Origin of the sequence: Streptomyces sp. NPDC057702 (assembly GCF_042799315.1) — a bacterium.
Taxonomy (GTDB): Bacteria; Actinomycetota; Actinomycetes; order Streptomycetales; family Streptomycetaceae; genus Streptomyces.
Window position 1 is genome coordinate 1 of the sequence record NZ_JBHVJC010000028.1, and the last position, 18,460, is coordinate 18,460.

The 18,460-nt window shown below is 74.2% G+C and carries 16 protein-coding genes and 2 pseudogenes; 12 read left to right on the forward strand and 6 right to left on the reverse strand.

The features are described from left to right. Positions 1–735, forward strand: a pseudogene (locus ACFVFR_RS21690) (Tellurium resistance); the annotation flags it as partial. A 53-nt stretch (positions 736–788) separates the two neighbouring features. On the opposite strand, the gene ACFVFR_RS21695 reads toward ACFVFR_RS21690, so the two are convergent. After that, entirely contained in the window at positions 789–2,030 is a 1,242-nt protein-coding gene (locus tag ACFVFR_RS21695) for a glycosyltransferase (RefSeq protein ID WP_383704156.1), read from the reverse strand. A gap of 346 nt (positions 2,031–2,376) precedes the next feature. On the opposite strand from ACFVFR_RS21695, the gene ACFVFR_RS21700 reads away from it, so the two are divergent. Together ACFVFR_RS21700 and ACFVFR_RS21705 are read left to right on the forward strand one after the other, a co-directional pair. Beyond that, complete coding sequence (locus ACFVFR_RS21700) at positions 2,377–3,159, forward strand: glutamate racemase (protein ID WP_383704277.1); 783 nt, start codon at positions 2,377–2,379, stop codon at positions 3,157–3,159. A gap of 116 nt (positions 3,160–3,275) precedes the next feature. After that, positions 3,276–3,845, forward strand: coding sequence for a hypothetical protein (locus tag ACFVFR_RS21705; RefSeq protein WP_383704159.1), 570 nt, complete (start codon positions 3,276–3,278; stop codon positions 3,843–3,845). Positions 3,846–4,293: 448 nt separating this feature from the next. Here ACFVFR_RS21705 and ACFVFR_RS21710 read toward each other — a convergent pair whose 3' ends face one another. After that, positions 4,294–5,265 carry an O-antigen ligase family protein gene (locus ACFVFR_RS21710; RefSeq protein ID WP_383704161.1) on the reverse strand — a complete coding sequence of 324 codons (972 nt, stop codon included), beginning with the start codon at positions 5,263–5,265 and terminating at the stop codon, positions 4,294–4,296. Between the two features lie 283 nt (positions 5,266–5,548). Between ACFVFR_RS21710 and ACFVFR_RS21715 the strand changes: the two genes are divergently transcribed. After that, entirely contained in the window at positions 5,549–6,031 is a 483-nt protein-coding gene (locus tag ACFVFR_RS21715) for an NUDIX domain-containing protein (RefSeq protein ID WP_383704163.1), read from the forward strand. Positions 6,032–6,750: 719 nt separating this feature from the next. Here ACFVFR_RS21715 and ACFVFR_RS21720 read toward each other — a convergent pair. After that, a complete protein-coding gene (locus tag ACFVFR_RS21720; RefSeq protein WP_383704165.1) occupies positions 6,751–7,353 on the reverse strand; it encodes a helix-turn-helix domain-containing protein in 603 nt (200 codons plus the stop codon). A 118-nt stretch (positions 7,354–7,471) separates the two neighbouring features. Here ACFVFR_RS21720 and ACFVFR_RS21725 point away from each other — a divergent pair, with 118 nt between their 5' ends. Then, a complete protein-coding gene (locus ACFVFR_RS21725) occupies positions 7,472–7,879 on the forward strand; it encodes a hypothetical protein (RefSeq protein ID WP_383704167.1) in 408 nt (135 codons plus the stop codon). Further along, entirely contained in the window at positions 7,872–8,141 is a 270-nt protein-coding gene (locus tag ACFVFR_RS21730; RefSeq protein WP_383704169.1) for a hypothetical protein, read from the forward strand. Before ACFVFR_RS21725 ends, ACFVFR_RS21730 begins: the two co-directional genes overlap by 8 nt. 196 nt (positions 8,142–8,337) lie before the next feature. Here the strand turns inward: ACFVFR_RS21730 and ACFVFR_RS21735 are convergent, their stop codons facing one another. After that, the gene (locus ACFVFR_RS21735; protein WP_383704171.1) at positions 8,338–9,276 is read right to left on the reverse strand and encodes an aldo/keto reductase; all 939 of its coding nucleotides are present in this window, start codon (positions 9,274–9,276) and stop codon (positions 8,338–8,340) included. A gap of 69 nt (positions 9,277–9,345) precedes the next feature. On the opposite strand from ACFVFR_RS21735, the gene ACFVFR_RS21740 reads away from it, so the two are divergent. Continuing rightward, positions 9,346–9,711, forward strand: a complete 366-nt coding sequence (locus ACFVFR_RS21740; protein WP_383704173.1) for a MerR family transcriptional regulator — start codon at positions 9,346–9,348, stop codon at positions 9,709–9,711. 72 nt (positions 9,712–9,783) lie between these two features. Here ACFVFR_RS21740 and ACFVFR_RS21745 read toward each other — a convergent pair. Then, positions 9,784–10,759: pseudogene (locus tag ACFVFR_RS21745) on the reverse strand (amidohydrolase family protein). A gap of 307 nt (positions 10,760–11,066) precedes the next feature. Beyond that, positions 11,067–12,389, reverse strand: a complete 1,323-nt coding sequence (locus ACFVFR_RS21750; protein ID WP_383704175.1) for a lysine N(6)-hydroxylase/L-ornithine N(5)-oxygenase family protein — start codon at positions 12,387–12,389, stop codon at positions 11,067–11,069. 136 nt (positions 12,390–12,525) lie between these two features. On the opposite strand from ACFVFR_RS21750, the gene ACFVFR_RS21755 reads away from it, so the two are divergent. The 5 genes from ACFVFR_RS21755 (at position 12,526) to ACFVFR_RS21775 (ending at position 18,137) form a co-directional block, all read left to right on the forward strand. Further along, positions 12,526–13,482 (forward strand): methionyl-tRNA formyltransferase, encoded by a 957-nt coding sequence (locus ACFVFR_RS21755; RefSeq protein ID WP_383704177.1) that lies wholly within the window; start codon positions 12,526–12,528, stop codon positions 13,480–13,482. A gap of 60 nt (positions 13,483–13,542) precedes the next feature. Next, the gene (locus ACFVFR_RS21760; protein WP_383704279.1) at positions 13,543–14,637 is read left to right on the forward strand and encodes a FecCD family ABC transporter permease; all 1,095 of its coding nucleotides are present in this window, start codon (positions 13,543–13,545) and stop codon (positions 14,635–14,637) included. Continuing rightward, positions 14,634–15,785, forward strand: coding sequence for a FecCD family ABC transporter permease (locus ACFVFR_RS21765; protein WP_383704179.1), 1,152 nt, complete (start codon positions 14,634–14,636; stop codon positions 15,783–15,785). The genes ACFVFR_RS21760 and ACFVFR_RS21765 overlap by 4 nt, the downstream gene beginning before the upstream one ends. Before the next feature lie 127 nt (positions 15,786–15,912). Beyond that, positions 15,913–16,131 carry an MbtH family protein gene (locus ACFVFR_RS21770; RefSeq protein ID WP_383704181.1) on the forward strand — a complete coding sequence of 73 codons (219 nt, stop codon included), beginning with the start codon at positions 15,913–15,915 and terminating at the stop codon, positions 16,129–16,131. Beyond that, entirely contained in the window at positions 16,128–18,137 is a 2,010-nt protein-coding gene (locus tag ACFVFR_RS21775; RefSeq protein WP_383704183.1) for a multicopper oxidase family protein, read from the forward strand. The genes ACFVFR_RS21770 and ACFVFR_RS21775 overlap by 4 nt, the downstream gene beginning before the upstream one ends. Positions 18,138–18,460 lie beyond the last annotated feature (323 nt).

Consider the following 18,460-nt stretch of genomic DNA (forward strand, 5'->3'; position numbering starts at 1 on the left):
GCCCCCGCCGCTCCGCTGCCGCCCCCGCCGCCCGTCGCCCCGGCCGCGCCCGCCGCGCCGCCCGCGCCCGCGGCCCCGGCCCCCACCGGCGCTCCCGTGCGGCTGACGAAGGTCACCCTGACCAAGGAGGCGCCCACCGTCTCGCTCACCAAGCAGGGCGGCACCTCGGGCGTCATGCGCGTGAACCTCAACTGGCAGGTGCACAAGCAGTTCAAGAGCTGGGGCCAGAAGCTGGGCAAGGTCATGGCCATGCACTCCGACCTCGACCTCGACCTCGGCGCGTTCTTCGAACTCGCCGACGGCACCAAGGGCGTCGTCCAGGCGCTGGGCAACTCCTTCGGCGCCCTGCACCAGCCGCCGTTCATCCACCTGGACGCGGACGACCGCACCGGCGCCCGCACCGAGGGCGAGAACCTGACGATCAACCTGGACGCCAAGGACGTCTTCCGCCGCATCCTGGTCTTCGTCACGATCTACGAGGGCGCCCGCAGCTTCGCCAACCTCAACGCGACCGTCACCCTCAGCCCGCAGCACGGCGCACCGGTGGACTTCTCGCTCGACGAGTGCACCGTGCCCTCCAACGTGTGCGCGCTGGCCCTGATCACCAACAACAACGGCGACCTCGTCGTCCAGCGCGAGGCCCGCTACCTGGTGCCCGACCGGGGTGTCAGCCCCCAGCGGACCCTGGACCACGCGTACGGCTGGGGCATGAACTGGACGCCGGGCCGCAAGTGACGTCCACGTGACGTCGGGGCCGGGCGCGTCGCGCGGGCGCGGCCCCGCCCCGCTCACGGCGCGGCCTTGGGACGGGCGTAGGTACGCCCCTTCCAGGCCGCGCCCCGGCCCCGGTAGTGCTGGATCGCCGAATCCACCGTCATGAGCAGGTACAGCGCCGCCGTGAACGGCAGCAGCGGCGCCCACCACGGCGAGAGCCGGTAGTAGCGCAGCATCGGCAGGAAGGTGCCGGCCATCACCGCCCAGGCCAGGGCGCCGGCCAGCCACATCACCCGCGCCCCCCGCAGCGCCCCGACGCCCACCGCCACCGGGGGAACGAGGTAGACCACGGCGAGCCCGACCACGGTCGCCGCCAGCAGCGCCGGGTTGTGGCGCAGTTGGGCGTACGCGCTCCGCGAGACCATCCGCCACAGCTCGCCCAGGTGCGGGTAGGGCCGCACGCTGTCCACCCGCTCCGCCAGGCCCAGCCAGACGCGCCCGCCGGTCGCCCGCCCGGCCGGCGCGGCCACCGACGCCCCCGGGCCGGGTGCCGGGCGCGGCGGCCCGGCGCGCTTGACCGCCCGCGCCAGGGCCACGTCGTCGATCACCGACTGGCGGATGCTCTCGGGGACGCGCGCCCGCTCGGCGGCCTCGGTGCGCAGCAGTACACAGCCGCCGGCCGCCGCCGCGGTCCGCGCCCCGGGCCGGTTGACCCAGCGGAAGGGGTAGAGCTGCGCGAAGAAGTACACGAACGCCGGGACGATCAACCGCTCCCACCCGGTGGCCACCCGCAGCCGCGCCATCTGCGAGACCAGGTCCAGATCGCGCGAGCGGGCGGCGCGCACCAACTCCCGCAGGCTGTCGGGCTCGTGGGCGATGTCCGCGTCGGTCAGCAGCAGGAACTCCGGTTCGAGCTGGGCCCGGGCCAGCGCGATGCCGTGCCGTACCGCCCACAGCTTGCCGGTCCACCCGGGGGCCGGCTCCCCGGGCGAGGCCACCACCAGCGGCAGCCCCTGTTCGCAGTCGGCCGCCAGCTCGCGGGCGATCTTGGCGGTGCCGTCGGTGCTGCCGTCGTCGATCAGGAAGACCACGGCGCGGCCCGGGTAGTCCTGCTCCAGCAGGGAGGGCAGGCTCACGGGCAGGACCTCGGCCTCGTCCCGCGCGGGGACGATCAGGGCCACGGTGGGCCAGTCCTCCCGCGCCGGGTCGTGACGCCGTGGTAGGCGGATGTCCGTACGCCAGAACAGTCCCTGCCCCAGGAGCAGCCACCCCCAGGCGGCCAGCGAGACCAGGGCGATCCAGGTAAGCGCGCTCACCTTGCGCAGTCTGCCCCAGTGAACGCCGTGTACGGGGGCATCGCCCGCGATCCGGTGCGCCGCGCTCACCGCCGGTGACCGTGGCGCCCGCTCACCCCAGTCCCGGGTGTCGGCCAGGACCCCGTCGGGCACGAGGCCCACACCACCGGGGCCGGGGCGCGCGGGCTCGGCCGCTCGCGCCAGGGCGCCCCGCCCCACCGCCGGCGGCGGGGCCGGGGGAGCGATCGACTAGGGTGGCCGGGTGCCGCGCTCAGGTGGCGTGTCGCACGGGGCCACGGGCCGCCGCCGGTGTCGCAGCGACCGGGTCCGCCCAGCGAGTGACCGGAGATGGCGAGACGGCATGGCAGTGAAGATCGCGCTCATGGACTCCGGTCTCGGCCTGCTGGCGGCTGCCGCCGCCGTGCACCGCCTGCGTCCCGACGCGGATCTCGTCCTGTCCAGTGACCCGGACGGGATGCCCTGGGGGCCGCGTACGAGCGAGGACATCGTCGCGCACGCGCTGGCCGTCGGCAGGGCCGCCGCCGCGCACCGCCCCGACGCGCTGATCGTCGCCTGCAACACCGCCTCCGTCCACGCGCTGCCCGCGCTGCGCGCCGAGCTGGAGCCCACGCTGCCGGTCGTCGGCACCGTACCGGCGATCAAGCCCGCCGCCGTGGCCGGCGGCCCGGTGGCCATCTGGGCGACGCCGGCGACGACCGGCAGCCCGTACCAGACCCGGCTGATCCGCGACTTCGCGGCACGGGTCAGCGTCACCGAGGTGCCCTGCCCCGGCCTCGCCGACGCCGTACAGCACGCCGACGACCAGGCCATCGACGCCGCCATCGCGGTGGCCGCCCAGCTCACTCCACCGGGCGTACGCGCCGTCGTGCTCGGCTGCACCCACTACGAACTCCTCGCCGACCGCATCCGCGCCGCCGTCCAGGCCAGGGCCGCCACGCCGGTCACGCTCTTCGGCTCCGCCGACGCGGTGGCCGCGCAGGCGCTGCGCCGCATCGGCGCCCAGCCCGCCCCGGACGCGGCCCCCACCGGGACCCTGACGGTGTTGCTCAGCGGGCGCGAGTCCGCGCTGCCGGCCGAGGCGCTGGCCTACCCGGAGGGCGCGCAGCTCGTCCCGGTGGGAGCTGCCTGATCCGGCGGGCGCCGTCCGCCGGACGCGTTGTCCGCGCGTCCGCCGTCGGCCGGGCGGGTGGCGCGTCGCCCGCCACGGCGCTGCCCGGCGGGGGTGGCGCGCGTACGCTGCACAGCATGAGGCACCACTCCCAGGACGATCCGTCGCGGGACGCAGGGCAACCCGCGCAGGTGTGGACCGGGCGGGCGACCAACCGGTTGCAGTGGGCGCTGGCCGCCGTCGGCGCGGCGTGCATGGCGCTGGGAATCGAGCTGGCCGTGGACTCCGCCTGGACCCCCGGCCTCGCCCCGCTGCTGATGTCGGTGATCGGCTGTGTCGCGGCCGGGCTGCTCATGCTGTTCGGCACGCTGGCCTTCGTCCACGTGGCCGTGCGGGTGGACGCCGAGGCCCTGGAGGTGCGCTGCGGCCACATCGGGCTGCCGCGCTGCCGCATCCCGCTGGAGCAGGTGATCGGGGCCGAGTTCGCGCCCCGGGTCACCCCGCGCCACTGGGGTGGCTGGGGCTACCGCTGGCGGCCCGAGCAGGGCACCGCCGTGGTGGTCAGGCGCGGCGAGGGCCTGGTGGTACGGCTCGGCGACGGCCGGACGTTCACGGTGACGGTCGACGACGCGGAGGCCGCCGTACGGGTCATCCGCGAACGCCTGGGCCTGCGACACGGCCACCGAGGCCGCCCCTCACCCGCCTGACCCCGCCCGCTCGTCGCGGGCGCGCGCGGGCGGACGCGTGGCTACGCGGGACCGCCTCCCGCCGCCCTGTGTGGTGCCGTGTGGTGCTGTGTGGTGTCGTGCCGCGATGTGCGGCCCTGTGCCGCGTGGGGGTGTGCGGTGTGGTGTGGGGGCCGCCGCGGTGTGCGGCCGGCGGACGGCGTGGCGAGTGTGCCGTCCGCTGCCGTGGCCGCTGGTTCGGCGGTGGGATGGTGGGGTCGGTGTCCGGTTTCCCCCCGTGGCCCTCGGCCCTCGGGGGGTGGCCGCCCCCCTGGCGCGGGGGCGTGTCGCCCCCGGGGCGACCGCTGCCGACGTCGGTGCGGCCCGGCTCGGGCGCCGGCCGGCGCGGCGAGGGCGCGGACGGAGGGCGGGCCGGGCCCGGCTGCCCCTTCGAGTGCGGCGCTCCGCGCCACGGTCGGGTGTGCCGGTGTCAGCCGGTGGGCGAGCACTGTCTGCGAGCGCTCGCGTCCTCGCTGACCAGGTGGGCCGTGGCCACGCCGGCCAGCAGCCCGGCGCCCGCGGTGACCTCGGAGAAGCTCAGCGCGTTGCCGACGGTCGCCGCCACCGCGAGCGCGGTCAGGGCCGCCCCCGCCGTGAGCACCACCGGAGTCGTACGGGTCGAGCAGCGCAGCGCGTACAACATCCAGCCGAAGGCCGCGGCCAGCAGCGCGACCCCGGGCACTCCCTGCTCGGCGGCCTGCTGGAAGGGCGCCGAGTAGGGTCGGCTCGCCGGCTCCGCCGCCTGCCGCGCGGTCGGGCTCAGCTCGGCGAACCGGCCGGGGCCCGCGCCGCGCCCCGGATGGCCGGCGGCGATGTCGATCGCGTCCTGCCACAGGTGCACCCGCTGGTCGGTGAGCTGGCCCTGAAGCGAGGAGGACAACCCCGCGGGCAGCGCGCGTTCGGCCGTGGCCCAGGAGGCGCTGACGGCCAGCACGGCGCACAGGGCGAACCCGGCGAGGCCCAGCGCCCGCCGTGGCCTGCGCGCCGCCAGCGAGAACAGGGCGACGGTGGACCCGGCGAGGCCACCGGGTACCGAGCCCACGCCGAAGGCGGCGACCACGACGGCGACGGCGAGCAGCGCGCACCCGACCCGGACCGCCGGCGCCGTACTCGCCCAGCCCGCGCAGCAGGCGGCGCCGACCGCGAGCGCCGCGTAGGCCACCATCAGCCCCGCCGGGCCCGGCGCGGTGGGCTGCCCCGAATGGGGTGTGGCCAGGACGAGCCCGAGGCCGACCACGCCCGCCGCGGCGGGCGCGGCCACCGGCAACAGCGCCCCGGCGACCCGACCGCCCGCGTACCCCGCCGCCACCGCCAGCACCGCCAGCACCATCCCCTCCGGCCGGGTGGGACGCCCGGCCGCGCACAACAGCGCCCAGGCGACGCACGCGCCGAGCACCACCACGCCGGCACGGTCGGACCGATGGCGCGCCGTGATCACCGGAGATACGGCCGAAGAGACCACCCCGTCGACCCCCCGAGTCGAAGCGGGCACCGCGCGGCGGGGACGAACGTCGCCTGCGGGCTTGGACTTTGGGCCACCGTAGCGGGTGTGGCGAACGTTGTGGACATCCTGCGCAGAAACGATGCGGCGACGGTGTGTGCGGGTCCCGCACGCCGCCTCCGGCGTGCCGGGGGCGGACCCCCCGCCTCCGGAGTGGCGGTGGACGGGGGCCTACGCTCGGCGCATGGCTATCCCCGAGTTTCTCCGGACCCTGCGGGTCAGCGCCGGCCACCAGTTGCTCCTGCTGCCCGCCGTCAGCGCCGTCGTCTTCGACGCCGACGGTCGCGTGCTCCTGGCCCGCCGGGTGGACACCGGCCGCTGGTCCATCATCGGCGGCATCAGCGAGCCCGGCGAGCAGCCGGCGCACACGGCGGTGCGGGAGGTGTTCGAGGAGACGGCGGTGCACTGCGTGCCCGAGCGCGTCGTCCTGGTGCAGAGCCAGGAGAAGCCGGTCACCTACCCCAACGGCGACGTCTGCCAGTTCGTGGACATCTGCTTCGTCGCGCGTGCCACGGGCGGCGAGGCCCGGGTCAACGACGACGAGAGCCTGGAGGTCGGCTGGTTCGAGCTGGACGCCCTGCCGGAGGTGGAGGAGTTCGCGATCCACCGGATCAAGCAGGCCACCGCGGGTGGGCCGACGTGGTTCGAGGGGATCGGCCAGGGGTGAGAACGCGCCCGCCCCGCCACGTCGCGGCCCCGTGGCCAGAAGACGCCTCAGCGCGGCCGGCGCCGGGCTCCCACGGCTGAACCCGGCACCCACTCGGCACGGGGTGTGGCGTGTGCTGGCGCGCGAGGTCACCTGAGCGGCGCGCGGCGGGCCCGGGGGGCCCGACGGAGGCGGTCGCGACACCCTGTCCGACAGCGCCGTCGCCGGACCCAGACAGCTCCCTCACCCGCGTCCGCCAGCGGGGCGCGGCGTGTGTCGCGGCCACCGCGCGCCCGTCTGTTCCACCACGGCGGCCCGGAACGCTGCCGGCAGGACGGATCCGGGAGACGTCTCGAACGCCCTGTGCTTCCAGCGGTGGTAGCACGACCAGTAGCTCACCACACGACGCTCCGTGCGCGCGCCGGTTTCGGAGCGGTGAACTCCCCGTAGACGCGGCGCTGGGCCGAGCCCGGGACCGCGAGTTCCGGATGGCTCTGATCTGATCGCCTCGATGGTCTCCAGCACGTGTTCGCCGGCCAACCGTCCCACGAACGGGACCACCCACCGCTCCTTCGACGTCACGATCCGCTCAGGGTGTCGCCGGAGTCAACGTGAGCCCGCGCGCGGTCGCCGGCGGCGGGACGGTGGCGGGGTACGTGTTCGCGCGAGGCTCGGGAAGCCATGCCGCTCGGCGGGAGAGGTACGTCGTGTCGCCCCGCCCACGGCGGGCGGGCGCGGCGCTAGTCGTCGGCCGGCTCGGTCGGCAGGGTGGGCCGGGGGCCTTCGTCGGGTACGACCAGCAGGCGTACGGCCACCTGCCGTGCGTCGGGCGGGTGGTCGCCGGGTTCGGTCTGGTACTTGCGCAGCAGCGCCTGGTACTCCTCGACGAACGTGGCGACCTGCTCCCTGGTCATGCGCAGCCCCGAGCGCTGGATCTGGTTCCAGCCCCCGGAGGAGTCGTACCCGGTGTACGCGCTCACGGTCAGGTTCAGGTCGTGGGTCATCTTGAGCGCGCCGATCTTCACCGCGGCCTCGCGTTCGTCGGCCGTCAGCTCCAGACCCGGTGGCGTGAAGATGTCCGTCATGAGCGACCTCCACCAGCGTTCCCGGCCCGTGGAGCGTTCCTCGATCTCGGCGATCAGCTGGAGATCGGCGAGTTTGCGCAGGTGGTAGCTGGTGGTGCCGGTGCTCTCGCCGAGTGCTTTGGCGACGCTGGTGGAGTTGGCCTCGCCGTGCTCTCCGAGGTAGCTCAGGATGTCGCGGCGCACCGGGTTGGACAGGGCCTTGTAGAAGGCTTTGAGGTCCGGGCCGGTGAGCACTCTCGTCTCGGGGCGCTCGACCATGCCGGCCAGCATAGTGCGCAGGCTCTCGGCTACCGCAGAGAATGTTTGCAGAATATCTCTGCAGTCGTTACGTTGGTTCCGGAAGGTGCCAACGGGTGCCGGGACGCTGGGGGTGAGGATGCGGGACGACCTGGTCGGGCGGGTGGTACTGGCCGCGGGGGTGGCGCTGGTGCCGTGGCTCGCGGTGCTGTGGATAACGCTGCCGGACTCCTACTCCGCGCGACACTGGCGGGTCGCCTGGGTCGGCTTCGACGCGTTGGAGATCGCCGCTCTGCTGACGTCGGCGGTGCTGGTGCGGCGTGGCGGCAACCGGGCGCCGCTGGCTCTGATCGCGACGGCCGTGTTGCTCCTGGTCGACGCCTGGTTCGACGTCATGACAGCCGGGCGCGACGTGGCCCTGTCGGTGACGCTGGCCTGTGCGCTGGAGCTGCCCGTGGCGACATGGTGTGCCGTCGCCGCGCTCCGGCCGCCAGGGCCTTCTCCGGTTCCGGCGGCCGTGGCGCGACGGGGGGCCGTCCGTGTCTGACCGGCTGGATGCCCGGATGCGGGACGAGATCGACGATCAGGTCGCGGAAGCCTTCGACGCCTATCTGGCCGACCGGCTGGCCGAACCGGGTCCCCTGCGCAGGTCGCTGGCGGGGAGGCGTAACGCCGGGGTCGTGCTGGGCACCGTCGGGTTGGGTGTCCTGGCCACGGCGCTGGCGCCGGCCGGAGGCGTCGTCCGCTGGATCTGGGGCGCGATCGCGGTGATCGATCTCGCCTGGCTGCTGACCGCGCGCCGTCGTTGACGGCCCGTGGGCCAGGCTCCCCCGAGGGTGGGGGACGATGCCGGTCTGTGAGCGGAGGGGCCGGAGTCGGGCCTGGCCCCTGCCCGTCGCCGGGGTGACCGGCGGTGGGCAGGGACGAGTGGGGCTGGGGCCGGGGTGCCCCGGTGGAGGGCGTGACCTGGCCGAGGTGACCATGGCGGCGCCTGGGTGGTGGGGGTCACCCGGCCGTCGGCTGGGGCGTGGTCCCGGCGGCCTGCACGCGGTGGAACTGGTCTTCCGTCAGACGTAGGCCCAGGGCTTCGACGTTCTCGGTCAGGTGCGCGACCGACCGGGTGCCCGGGATCGGCAGGACGTGGGGTGCGCGGTGCAGAAGCCAGGCCAGGGCTGTCTGCGCGGGCGTGGCGCCAAGTCGCGCCGCGACCTCGGCGAGCGGGCCGTCCTGCCGGGCATGGGTGCCGGTCGCGACGGGGAAGAACGGCACGAACGCGATGCCCTTGGCCGCCGTGTGGGTCAGAACCTCCTCGTGGTCGCGGGTCGCCAGGTTGTACATGTTCTGCACGGCCGCGATCGGTGTGGTTCGCTCGGCCTCCTCCACCTGCGCGACCGTCACCTCGGACAGGCCGACGTGGCGCACCTTGCCCTCCTCGCGCAACCGGGCGAGGGCGCCGACCTGCTCGGCCAGAGGGACGTTCGGGTCGACGCGGTGCAGATAGAGCAGGTCGATGCGGTCGGTACGCAGCCTGCGCAGACTCAACTCGGCCTGCTGGCGCAGATAGGCGGGATGCCCGAGCGTCACCCACTCGGTGGGCGACGGCCGGACCACGCCGACCTTCGTGGCGACCACCAGGTCGTCGCGGCGCGGGTGGAGGGCCTCGGCGATCACCTCCTCGCCCGCGCCGAGCGCGTAGGCGTCCGCCGTGTCGATCAGGTTCACGCCGAGGTCGACGGCCGTGCGCAGGAGGGTGATCGCCGCGGCCCGGTCGGTCGGCGCCGTCCAGATGGGTGCCGCCATGCCGCCGGGGGCGTCCGGCGCGTCGGCCAGCCGCATGGCGCCGTATCCGACGCGGCTGACCTCCAGGTCACCGCCGACCCGGAAGACGGGGCTGAACTGCGAGGTTGTAGGTTCAGTGGTCGTGTCGTACGTGGTGTTCGTCATGACCGGGACGCTATGACGTGACATCGGTGAGAGATTCAAGCGGCCGTGAGGGGGATCACGTTGGACGCCGTGGGTGGTGACATGAAGATCGGCGAGCTGTCGGCGCGGACGGGGGTGAGTGTGCGCCTGCTGCGCTACTACGAGGAGCAGGGGCTGCTCGCCTCGGAGCGCACCCCGGGCGGACACCGCGTCTACGGCCCGGACGCGCCGCTCCTCGTGCGGCGTATTCGCCAGTTCCTCGACGCCGGCCTGTCCACGCGGATCATCGGCGAGATCCTCGGTTGCGTCTGCGGCAGCGACGAGGAGATCGAGCCGTGCCTGGGCCCGCTGCTCCTCACGCGACTGCGGGGCATGGACCAGGAGATGGACCGCCTGGCCCTCACCCGCGAATCGCTCGCGAGCCTCGTCGCCGCCACCGGCGCGCGCCCGGCCTGAGCCCCGACCGGGCCCGGGGTCCGTCCCGTCGTACGCGTGCGGGAGGGGGGCCCGCGCCCTGCCCGGCCGCCGTCAGGTCAGGTCGAGACCCGCACCGCCGTACACCGGCGCGCCGGCCGAGAGGGTGGCCAGGATCTCGATGTCGCCGATGCGGGAGGGGCCACCTGGTGCGGGTCGTCGGCCAGGACGACCAGGTCGGCGTGGTGGCCGGGGGCGATGCTGCCCAGCGTGTCCGCCCAGTGGCAGGCGCGGGCGGCGTCCACGGTGTACGCGCGCAGCGCCTCCCCTACCGAGAGTCCCTCCTCCGCGCCGATGACGCGGCCTTCGCGTGAGCGGCGCTCGACCCTGAACTGGATGGCCCGCAGCGGGGCGCCGACCGTGACGGGTCGGTCCGAGCTGCCGGCGAGCGGGATGCCGTGGTCGCGGAAGGCGCGGCCCCGGTAGAGCCAGCCGGCTCGCTCGGGGCCCACGAGCCGCGCGTAGTCGTCGCCGAAGCTCCACAGGACCGGTTGGACGACGGCGGTCGCGCCCACGCGCGCGAAGCGGGGGAGTTGGTCGGGGCGGACGAGGCCGGCGTGCTCGATGCGGTGCCGCGCGCGGGGGCGCGGCCTGACCCGCTGCGCCTCGGCCAGCGCGGCCAGGGCCACCGTCCACTCCCCGGTCGCCGACGGCGTGGATGGCGAGCTGCCAGTCGGCCAGGTGTCCGACCGAGCGGGCGCTGGTCGTAGTCGGCGACGTCCCCCCAGGCGTCCGGTGGCGTGCGCTGGGCGGCCCGGCGGACGACGGCGAGGACGTCGTGCGCGGTGGTCTGGGCCGCGACGCTGGTGGCGCGGGCGGCCAGGCCGGTCCAGGCCAGGTGGACGTGGGCGTCGACGAAGCCGGGCAGCACGGTGGCGCCGGCCAGGTCCACCTCGCGCGCGGCCGGCGGCCTGGCGACCGCCTCGTCCACGCCGACGATCCGGCCCCGCCAGATGCCCGGGGTGCGGGCCCTGGGGTGGGCCGCGTCCATGGTGTGGACGGTGGCGTGGGTGAGTCGTGGATCGAGCATGTCGCTCGCCTTGGCTGACGGGGCGCTTGCCCGGGGTGGCGGGCACGGCGGCGTGCCCGCGCGGGCTGTGCCCGGTGCGGCGCGGGCCGAAACCGGGGGGTGGGTCACCCCGGCGCGGCCCGTGCCCCTCCCGGTGCGGGGGTGGGCGCGGGCCGCGTACCGGCGCGTGGGTCTGACCGGTGGTCCGGCCGCCGGGCGACGGTGGCCTCTCGTGCCCGACGCCACCCTCACCCGACGTCCGCCCCCCGACCTGACCTGGCACCCCCGCCCTGGCATCGCGCCTGTGGTGCCGGGGGTGCCGTTCGGGTCACACCCGTGGCTTGGACGGCTCCGGCTTGTGCTGGCGGCTGAGCACCGAGTCGAGTATCTCGCCCACCCTGACGGCCGTGTGGGACAGCAGGGTCGAGGTGATGCCGTGGGTGTGTTCGGTGGAGCCCTGGAGGTAGATCCCCGCCCGCACGTGATCGGCGACGGCGACCCTGTGGTCGCGGTCGACGCGCAGCGCGCCCTCCTCGTCACGGTGACAGAGCGCACCCGCCTCGCCGAGCAACGTCCCCGGGTCGGGCGGCAGATAGCCCGTGGCGTACACCAACAAGTCGGCTTCCAGGACCTGTTGCTCGCCGGTGGGCAGGAACTCCACGGTCACGCGCAGCCCGTCGGTGTCCGACTCCACGGCGCGCAGCCGGGAGACGTTGAGCATCCGCAGCCGTTCCTTGCCCTGGACGCGCTCCTGGTACTGGGTGCGGTACAGGGACTCGATCAACTCGATGTCCACAGCGGAGTAGTTGGTGGAGCGGTGGTAGCCAAGGAGCGACTCCTTGACCTCGTTCGGCGCCTGGTAGTACGCGTCGACGGCCTCCGGGTCGAAGATTCGGTTGGCGAACGGGCTGTCGTCGGCCGGTGTGTAGCCGTACTTGGCGAACACCGCGCACACCTCGGCCTCGGGGAAGGCGCGGTGCAGGTAGCCGACGGTCTCGGCGGCGGACTGGCCGGCGCCCAACACGACCACTCGGCGTAGCGGGGCGCCCGCCAACTCGGCCACCCGGGGCACCAGATCGCGGTTGTGCAGCACCCGCTCGGAGGACGGGGCGCCTTCGGGCAGCCGGTGTCGCATGCCGGTGGCCACGCAGATGTCCCTGGTCCGTCGCACGTGCAGGCTTCCGCCCGCGCGGCTGGTCACGTCGAAGTAGCGGACCTCGCCGTCGATGGTGACCGGTGTCACCGCGACGACCTCGGCCGCGTAGTCGACCAGGTGCGCCAGGCGGCCCGCCGCCCACTCGAAGTAGTCGTGGAACTCGATGCGGAGCGGGAAGAGGGTCTTCTGGTTGAGGAAGTCGACCAGCCGTCCCTGTTCCTTCAGGTAGTACAGAAAGCTGTAGTCGCTGGTGGGGTCCCGCATGGTGACCAGGTCCTTGGGAAAGGACACCTGCATGGTCGCGTCGTCGATGAGCATCCCCCGGTGCCAGCCGAACGTGGCCTGTTTCTCCAGGAATCGGGCGCGGATACGGTCCTGGGTCCTGGCGTGAGTGTTGTGCTCCTCGATCGCTATGGCAAGCGCCAGGTTGGACGGCCCAAAGCCGATTCCTAGCAGGTCATAGATGGTTTCCGTGTCGCGGCTGACATGGTTCAACGCAGCATCGCCTCCCTAGCCGGGGCAATCCTAGGTAAGGTTAGCCTTGCCTTGCAACGACGGTGTGGCTCGTTCTGGTCACACCACCCCGGTTGACGTATGACGGAGCGTCATCCCACTCCAAGGGAGCTGCTGTATGCGGATCGCCATGTTCGGCTACCAGACGTGGGGGCATCGCACCCTGCGAGCGCTGCTGGACTCGGGCCACGAGGTGTGCCTGGTGGTGACACACCCCAAGAGCGACCACGTGTACGAGAAGGTCTGGGACGACTCGGTGGCCGACCTGGCGGCCGAACACGGGGTGCCCGTGGTGCTGGCCAACCGACCCGACGCCGAACTGGCCCGCACCCTCGGCGAGATAGCCCCCGACCTGATCGTCGCCAACAACTGGCGCACCTGGATTCCGCCGGAGATCTTCGATCTGCCCCGGTACGGCACCCTCAACGTGCACGATTCGCTGCTGCCTGGCTATGCCGGCTTCTCGCCGATCATCTGGGCGCTGATCAACGGCGAACCCGAAGTCGGCGTCACCGCGCACCGGATGGACGCCACGTTGGACGCCGGTGACATCCTGCTCCAGCGCTCGGTCCCGGTGGGGCCCACCGACACCGCCACCGACCTCTTCCACGCCACGGTCGACCTGATCGCCCCGATCGTCACCGAGGCGCTGGAGCTGATCGACTCGGGCAAGGCGGAGTGGACGCCGCAGGACCCCACCCAGGCCAGCTTCTTCCACAAGCGCGCCCTGGAGGACAGCCGGATCGACTGGACCTGGCCGGTGGAGGACCTGGAGCGCCTGGTGCGCGCGCAGTCCGACCCGTACCCCAACGCCTTCACCTACCACCGGGGACAGCGGCTGCGGATCGTGGCCGCCGAGCTCTCGAAAGGCAGCTACGGGGGTACGCCCGGCCGCGTCTTCATCAAGGAGGGCGACGGCGTGGTGATCGTCGCCGGCCCCGAGGCCCGGCGCGGTCGCGGTCGCGGTCTGCTGCTGACGCGCGTACGCACCGAGGACGGCACGGAGTGGGCGGCCACCGACTACTTCCGCACCATGGGCGGCTACCTGCGCGACCAGCCGGAAACGGCAGGGTGAGTCACCACCGTGGCACAGCCAACCGCCGGGCCGACCGGCCCGGTCTCCGCCCCGGGCGCCGTGGCCTCCTCGCCACCGACGCCCGGGCGCCCCACCCCGGGCCCTGACCGGGCCCGCGCCGGCGGGGGCCGGGGGGCCGCGTCCGAGGGCGGCGCCGGTCGCGCCGCCCTGCGGGGCGGTGGCCTGCTGGCCCTGGCCGGACTGCTCCTGCTGCTGACGGTGCTCAGCACCTGGATCGGCGCCAAGGACACCTCGCTGGCCGAGGTGTGGCGGGCGCTGTGGTCCGACGACGGCTCGTACACCACCGAGGTCATCCGTCAGCTGCGGCTGCCGCGCACCATGGTGGGGCTGATGGTCGGCGCCGGACTGGGGGCGGCCGGGGCGATCATGCAGTCACTGACCCGCAACCCGCTGGCCGACCCGGGGCTGCTCGGGGTCAACGCCGGCGCGTCGGCCGCCGTGGTGTTCGGGCTGGGCGTGGTGGGCGTCAGCGGCTACGCGACGCTGATCTGGTTCTCCTTCGCCGGCGCGGCCCTGACCACGGTCGTCGTCTACGTCCTGGGCGCTTCCGGGCGCGGCGGCGCCTCGCCCGTGCGGCTGGCGCTGGCCGGGGCCGCGATCAGCGCCAGCCTGAGCGGACTGATCGCCGGACTGACCGTCTTCGACGCGGCCACCTACGACTACCTGCGGTTCTGGATGGTCGGCTCGCTGGCCGGCCGGTCCCCGGACCTGGCCTCGCAGATGGTGCCGTTCGTGACGGTGGGGCTGGCGATCGCACTGCTGCTGGCCCGCCCGCTGAACGCCCTGGCGCTGGGGGACGACCTGGGGCGGGCGCTCGGCGCCAGGATCGCGCGGACCCGACTGCTGGGGGTGGTGGCGGTGACCCTGCTCGCCGGTACGGCCACCGCCGCCGCCGGGCCGATCGGCTTCGTGGGCCTGGTCATTCCGCTGGTGGCCCGCTGGCTGACCGGGCCCGACCTGCGCTGGGTGCTGCCGTACTCGATGCTGCTCGCGGCCTGTCTGCTGCTGGGTGCCGACATCGTGGGGCGCGTCGTGCTGCCGGAGGGTGAGTTGGAGGTGGGCGCGGTGACCGCCGTGATCGGGGCGCCGGTGTTCATCGCCATGGTGCGGCGCCGCAGGGAGGTGTCGCTGTGACGGCGACCAGGGCCGAGCCCGCCGAGCGGGCACGAGCCGCCCGTGGGGCGGGCACGCGACCGGTGAGCCTGTGGTCGGGACGCCTCTCCTTCCGTACGCATCCGCGCACCGCCTGGGTGTGCGGGGCGGGCCTGCTGCTCAGCGCGGCGCTGCTGACCGTGAGCCTGTGCGTGGGCGCGTACCCGGTGGCCGTGCCCGACGTGGCGCGCGCCCTGTTCGTGGGCACCGGCGAGCGGCTGGCGGTGCACTTCGTCAACCAGGAGCGGTTGCCGCAGGCGCTGCTGGCGATCCTGGTGGGCGGGGCCCTGGGGATGAGCGGGGCCGTCTTCCAGAGCCTGTCGCGCAACCCGCTGGCCAGCCCGGACGTCATCGGCTTCAACAGCGGCGCGGCCACCGGCGCGATCGCGGTCATCGTGGCCTTCGGCGGCAGCGCCGGGCAGGTGGCCGCGGGCGCCATCGGTGGCGGACTGCTGACCGCGCTGGTGGTGTACGTGCTGGCCAGCAAGGGCGGGGTGCACGGGGTGCGGTTGGTGCTCATCGGGCTCGGGGTGACCGCGATGCTCGGCTCGGTCAACTCCTACCTCCTCACCCGCTCCACCCTCAACAACGCGCAGAACGCGCACATCTGGCTGATCGGCACGCTCAACGGCCGGACCTGGGCATCGGTGCAGACCATGGCCGTCGCGCTGGTGGTGTTGCTGCCGGCGACGGTGCTCCTGGGGCGGCAGCTGCGGATGCTGGAGCTGGGGGACGAGCTGGCCAGCGGCCTGGGGATGCGGGTGGACCGGACGCGGCTGGCGCTGACGGTGCTCGGCATCGGGCTGTGCGCGGTCGCGGTGGCCAGCGCGGGGCCGGTGCCCTTCGTGGCGCTGGCCGCCCCGCAGATCGCCGCCCGGCTGACCCGCTCGCCCGGGGTGAGCCTGGCCGCCGCCGGCGTGACCGGGGCCGCGCTGTTGTCGGCCGCGCACCTGGCCTCCAACCAGTTCTTCGCCGTACTGGCCTGGGTGGGGGACCGGGTGTCCTGGCTCGCGGTGGTCGACGAGAGTCAGCGCGACACGCAGTTGCCGGTGGGGGTGACGACGGCGGTCCTGGGCGGACTCTATCTGGCCTGGGTGCTGTTCAACCGACGTGGCGAGGGCCGGCGTTAGCGCGTGCCGACGCGCGGCGATGTGAACCAGCACTCCTTTTCGGCCCTTGAAGCAAACGAAAAAGCAAGGTTAGGCTTACCTAAATAGCAGGTCCGGGCGTTGCGGGCCTGACGACGTGGAGGTTTCCGTGACCAATCCGTTCGAGGACGAGGACGGCGTGTACCTGGTGCTCGCGAACGACGAGGGCCAGCACTCCCTGTGGCCCAACTTCGTGGACGTACCCGAGGGTTGGACCGTCGTCCACCCCGAGGACACCCGCCAGGCGTGCCTGGACTACATCGAGGAGAACTGGACCGACCTGCGCCCCAAGAGCCTCATCGCGAGCATGGCTGACGACCCGTCATGAGCTTTACGCCAAAGCCCCGTAACGGCCTGGGCAGACGGCACTTCCTGGCCGGCGCGGGCGCGGTCGGCGGCCTGGCGCTCGGGGTCGGCGCGGCACTGCCGGGAGCCGGCCAGGCGCGAGCCGCCGGCCCCCGGCCCGACCTGATGACCGCCGCGCTCGGCACCCCCGTGCGGGACCTGCCCGACCTGCCGACCACCCCCCGGGTGGGCGAGCGCGCCGCGCGGGCGGCGGCGGCCGTACGCACCCTGAAACCCTTCCGGGACCCGCTGCCGATCCCGCGCACCCTGCGCCCGCGCGACACGCTCACCGTGTCGCTGGAGCGCGCCCGGGTGCGACTCCACCGCGACCTGCCCGCCACCCACCTGTGGACCTACGGCGGGCGACACCTGGGGCCGACCATCGAGGTGCGGCGCGGCAGGCGGCTGCGGGTCGCCTGGGAGAACCATCTCGAAGGCGCCTTCCCCGTCACCGCGGTGCGGGTGCCCTTCGCGTACGACCCCGAGCAGCCGCTCATGTGGGACCGGCCGGGCCGCGAGGGCGGCGCGCCCCGGAAGGAGGTCGCCGCGCTGCCGCCGTGGGCCGTGGTCCACCTGCACGGGGCCGTCACCGGCGGCGGCAACGACGGTTGGGCCGAGAACGCCGTCTCGCCCGGCCACGCCCAGCTCGCCGAGTACCCGAACGACCAGCCGGCCGGTCACTTCTGGTACCACGACCACGCCATGCACATCACCCACCTGAACGTGATGACCGGGCTGGGCGCCGGCACCTACCTCGTCCGCGACGCGGAGGAGGACGCGCTGCGCCTGCCCGCGGGCGAGCGGGAGATACCGCTGGTCTTCTACGACCGCAACCTCGACGCCCGCGACAGCGGCGAGCTGACCGGCGACCTCCTGTACAAGGGCATCGTCGTCGCCGACGACCCCTACGAGCTGGTCCGGCCCTTCACCGGCCCGTTCAACCTGGTCAACGGGGTGATCTGGCCCTACCTGGACGTCGAGGCCCGCTGGTACCGCTTCCGGGCGCTGAACGCCGCCAACAACCGGCCCTACCGACTCCAGATCCTCGGCGAGGACGACAAGCCGCTGCCCGCCGCCGCCTTCCTCCAGATCGGCGGCGACGCCGGGCTGCTGCCCAGGCCCGCGCCCCTCGCCGACGGCATCACGCTCACCCCGGCCGAACGCGCCGACCTGCTGGTGGACTTCCGCGCGCTGCGCGGGCGCCGGCTGCGCCTGGTCAACGCGCTGCCCGAGCCCGGTGCGCGGCCCGACCTCATGGAGTTCCGCGTCGCCTCGCGCGCCAGCCACGGCGGCCCCACCGCCCCCGCGCCCGGCAGCACGCTCTCGCCCTCCTACCGGCGCCGCAACGAGGCGGACGTGGCCGACGCCACCCAGCGCATGGTCGTGGTCACGCCCGTCTACCCCAAGGACCCGGAGCTGTGGGAGATGGAGCGCGTCAAGGCGCCCGAGGGGCCCTTCCCCATCGACGGGGTGATCCAGTTCGAACACCCCGACGGCACCGTGCACACCTACCGGCGCGTCTCCTCCACCTTCGAGGACCCGGTGCGCTTCACGGTGCCCGCCGGCGCCACCGAACGGTGGAGCTTCCTGAGCCTGGAGAAGTCCGAGGGCAGCTACCCGCACCCCATGCACCTGCACGCCGTCGCCTTCCAGGCCCTGGGCCGCGACCGGTACGACACCAGCACCTTCGAGTACTTCGAACTGCCCGGCGGCGGCTACGGCGGCGGCACCACGTCCCCGCTCAAGCGCAAGGGCGCCGGCACACTGACCCCCGGCGAGCGCGGCCCCAAGGACGTGATCAGCCTGGGCCCCGGTGAGATGGTCAACGTGGCCGCCGAGTTCACCGGCCCCGCGGGCCGCTTCATGCACCACTGCCACATCTACGAACACGAGGACATGATGATGATGCGCCCCTTCGTCATCATGCCGCCCGAGGTGCTCGCCGCCGCGCCGCCCGGCCACGGCGCCGGCCCGGGACACGGCCACTAGACCGCGCCCCGCCCCGGTCCGCCGGGGGCGGCCCCACCGTCACACCCCGCGCCGTCCGCCGGCGGGCGGGCGCCGCCTCGCGCGCCCCCCCCCCCCCGCGCCCGGATCGCCCCGGCCCCGGCCCGGCCGTAGGACGGTGCCGCGGGGGGGTTTCGCCTTGGTAAAACGCGCGGCCCCCCCCCGCCCCGCGGGGGGCGCCCCCACCCCCACCCCCGGGGCCGCCCGCGGGCGGGGGGGCCCCCCCCCGCCCCCCCGCCCGCCGCCGCGCCCTCTTCGCCCCGTCCCGTCACGGCCGTACGAGCTGTCCCGCTGGGAGATTCCGC

Bases quoted from the DNA above. Each gene is read 5' to 3' on its own strand.
- ACFVFR_RS21715 (WP_383704163.1), top strand. From the start codon at position 5,549: ATGGCTATCCCCGAGTTTCTCCGGACCCTGCGGGTCAGCGCCGGCCAC.
- ACFVFR_RS21720 (WP_383704165.1), bottom strand. From the start codon at position 7,353: ATGGTCGAGCGCCCCGAGACGAGAGTGCTCACCGGCCCGGACCTCAAA.
- ACFVFR_RS21755 (WP_383704177.1), top strand. From the start codon at position 12,526: ATGCGGATCGCCATGTTCGGCTACCAGACGTGGGGGCATCGCACCCTG.
- ACFVFR_RS21725 (WP_383704167.1), top strand. From the start codon at position 7,472: ATGCGGGACGACCTGGTCGGGCGGGTGGTACTGGCCGCGGGGGTGGCG.
- ACFVFR_RS21735 (WP_383704171.1), bottom strand. From the start codon at position 9,276: ATGACGAACACCACGTACGACACGACCACTGAACCTACAACCTCGCAG.
- ACFVFR_RS21705 (WP_383704159.1), top strand. From the start codon at position 3,276: ATGAGGCACCACTCCCAGGACGATCCGTCGCGGGACGCAGGGCAACCC.
- ACFVFR_RS21775 (WP_383704183.1), top strand. From the start codon at position 16,128: ATGAGCTTTACGCCAAAGCCCCGTAACGGCCTGGGCAGACGGCACTTC.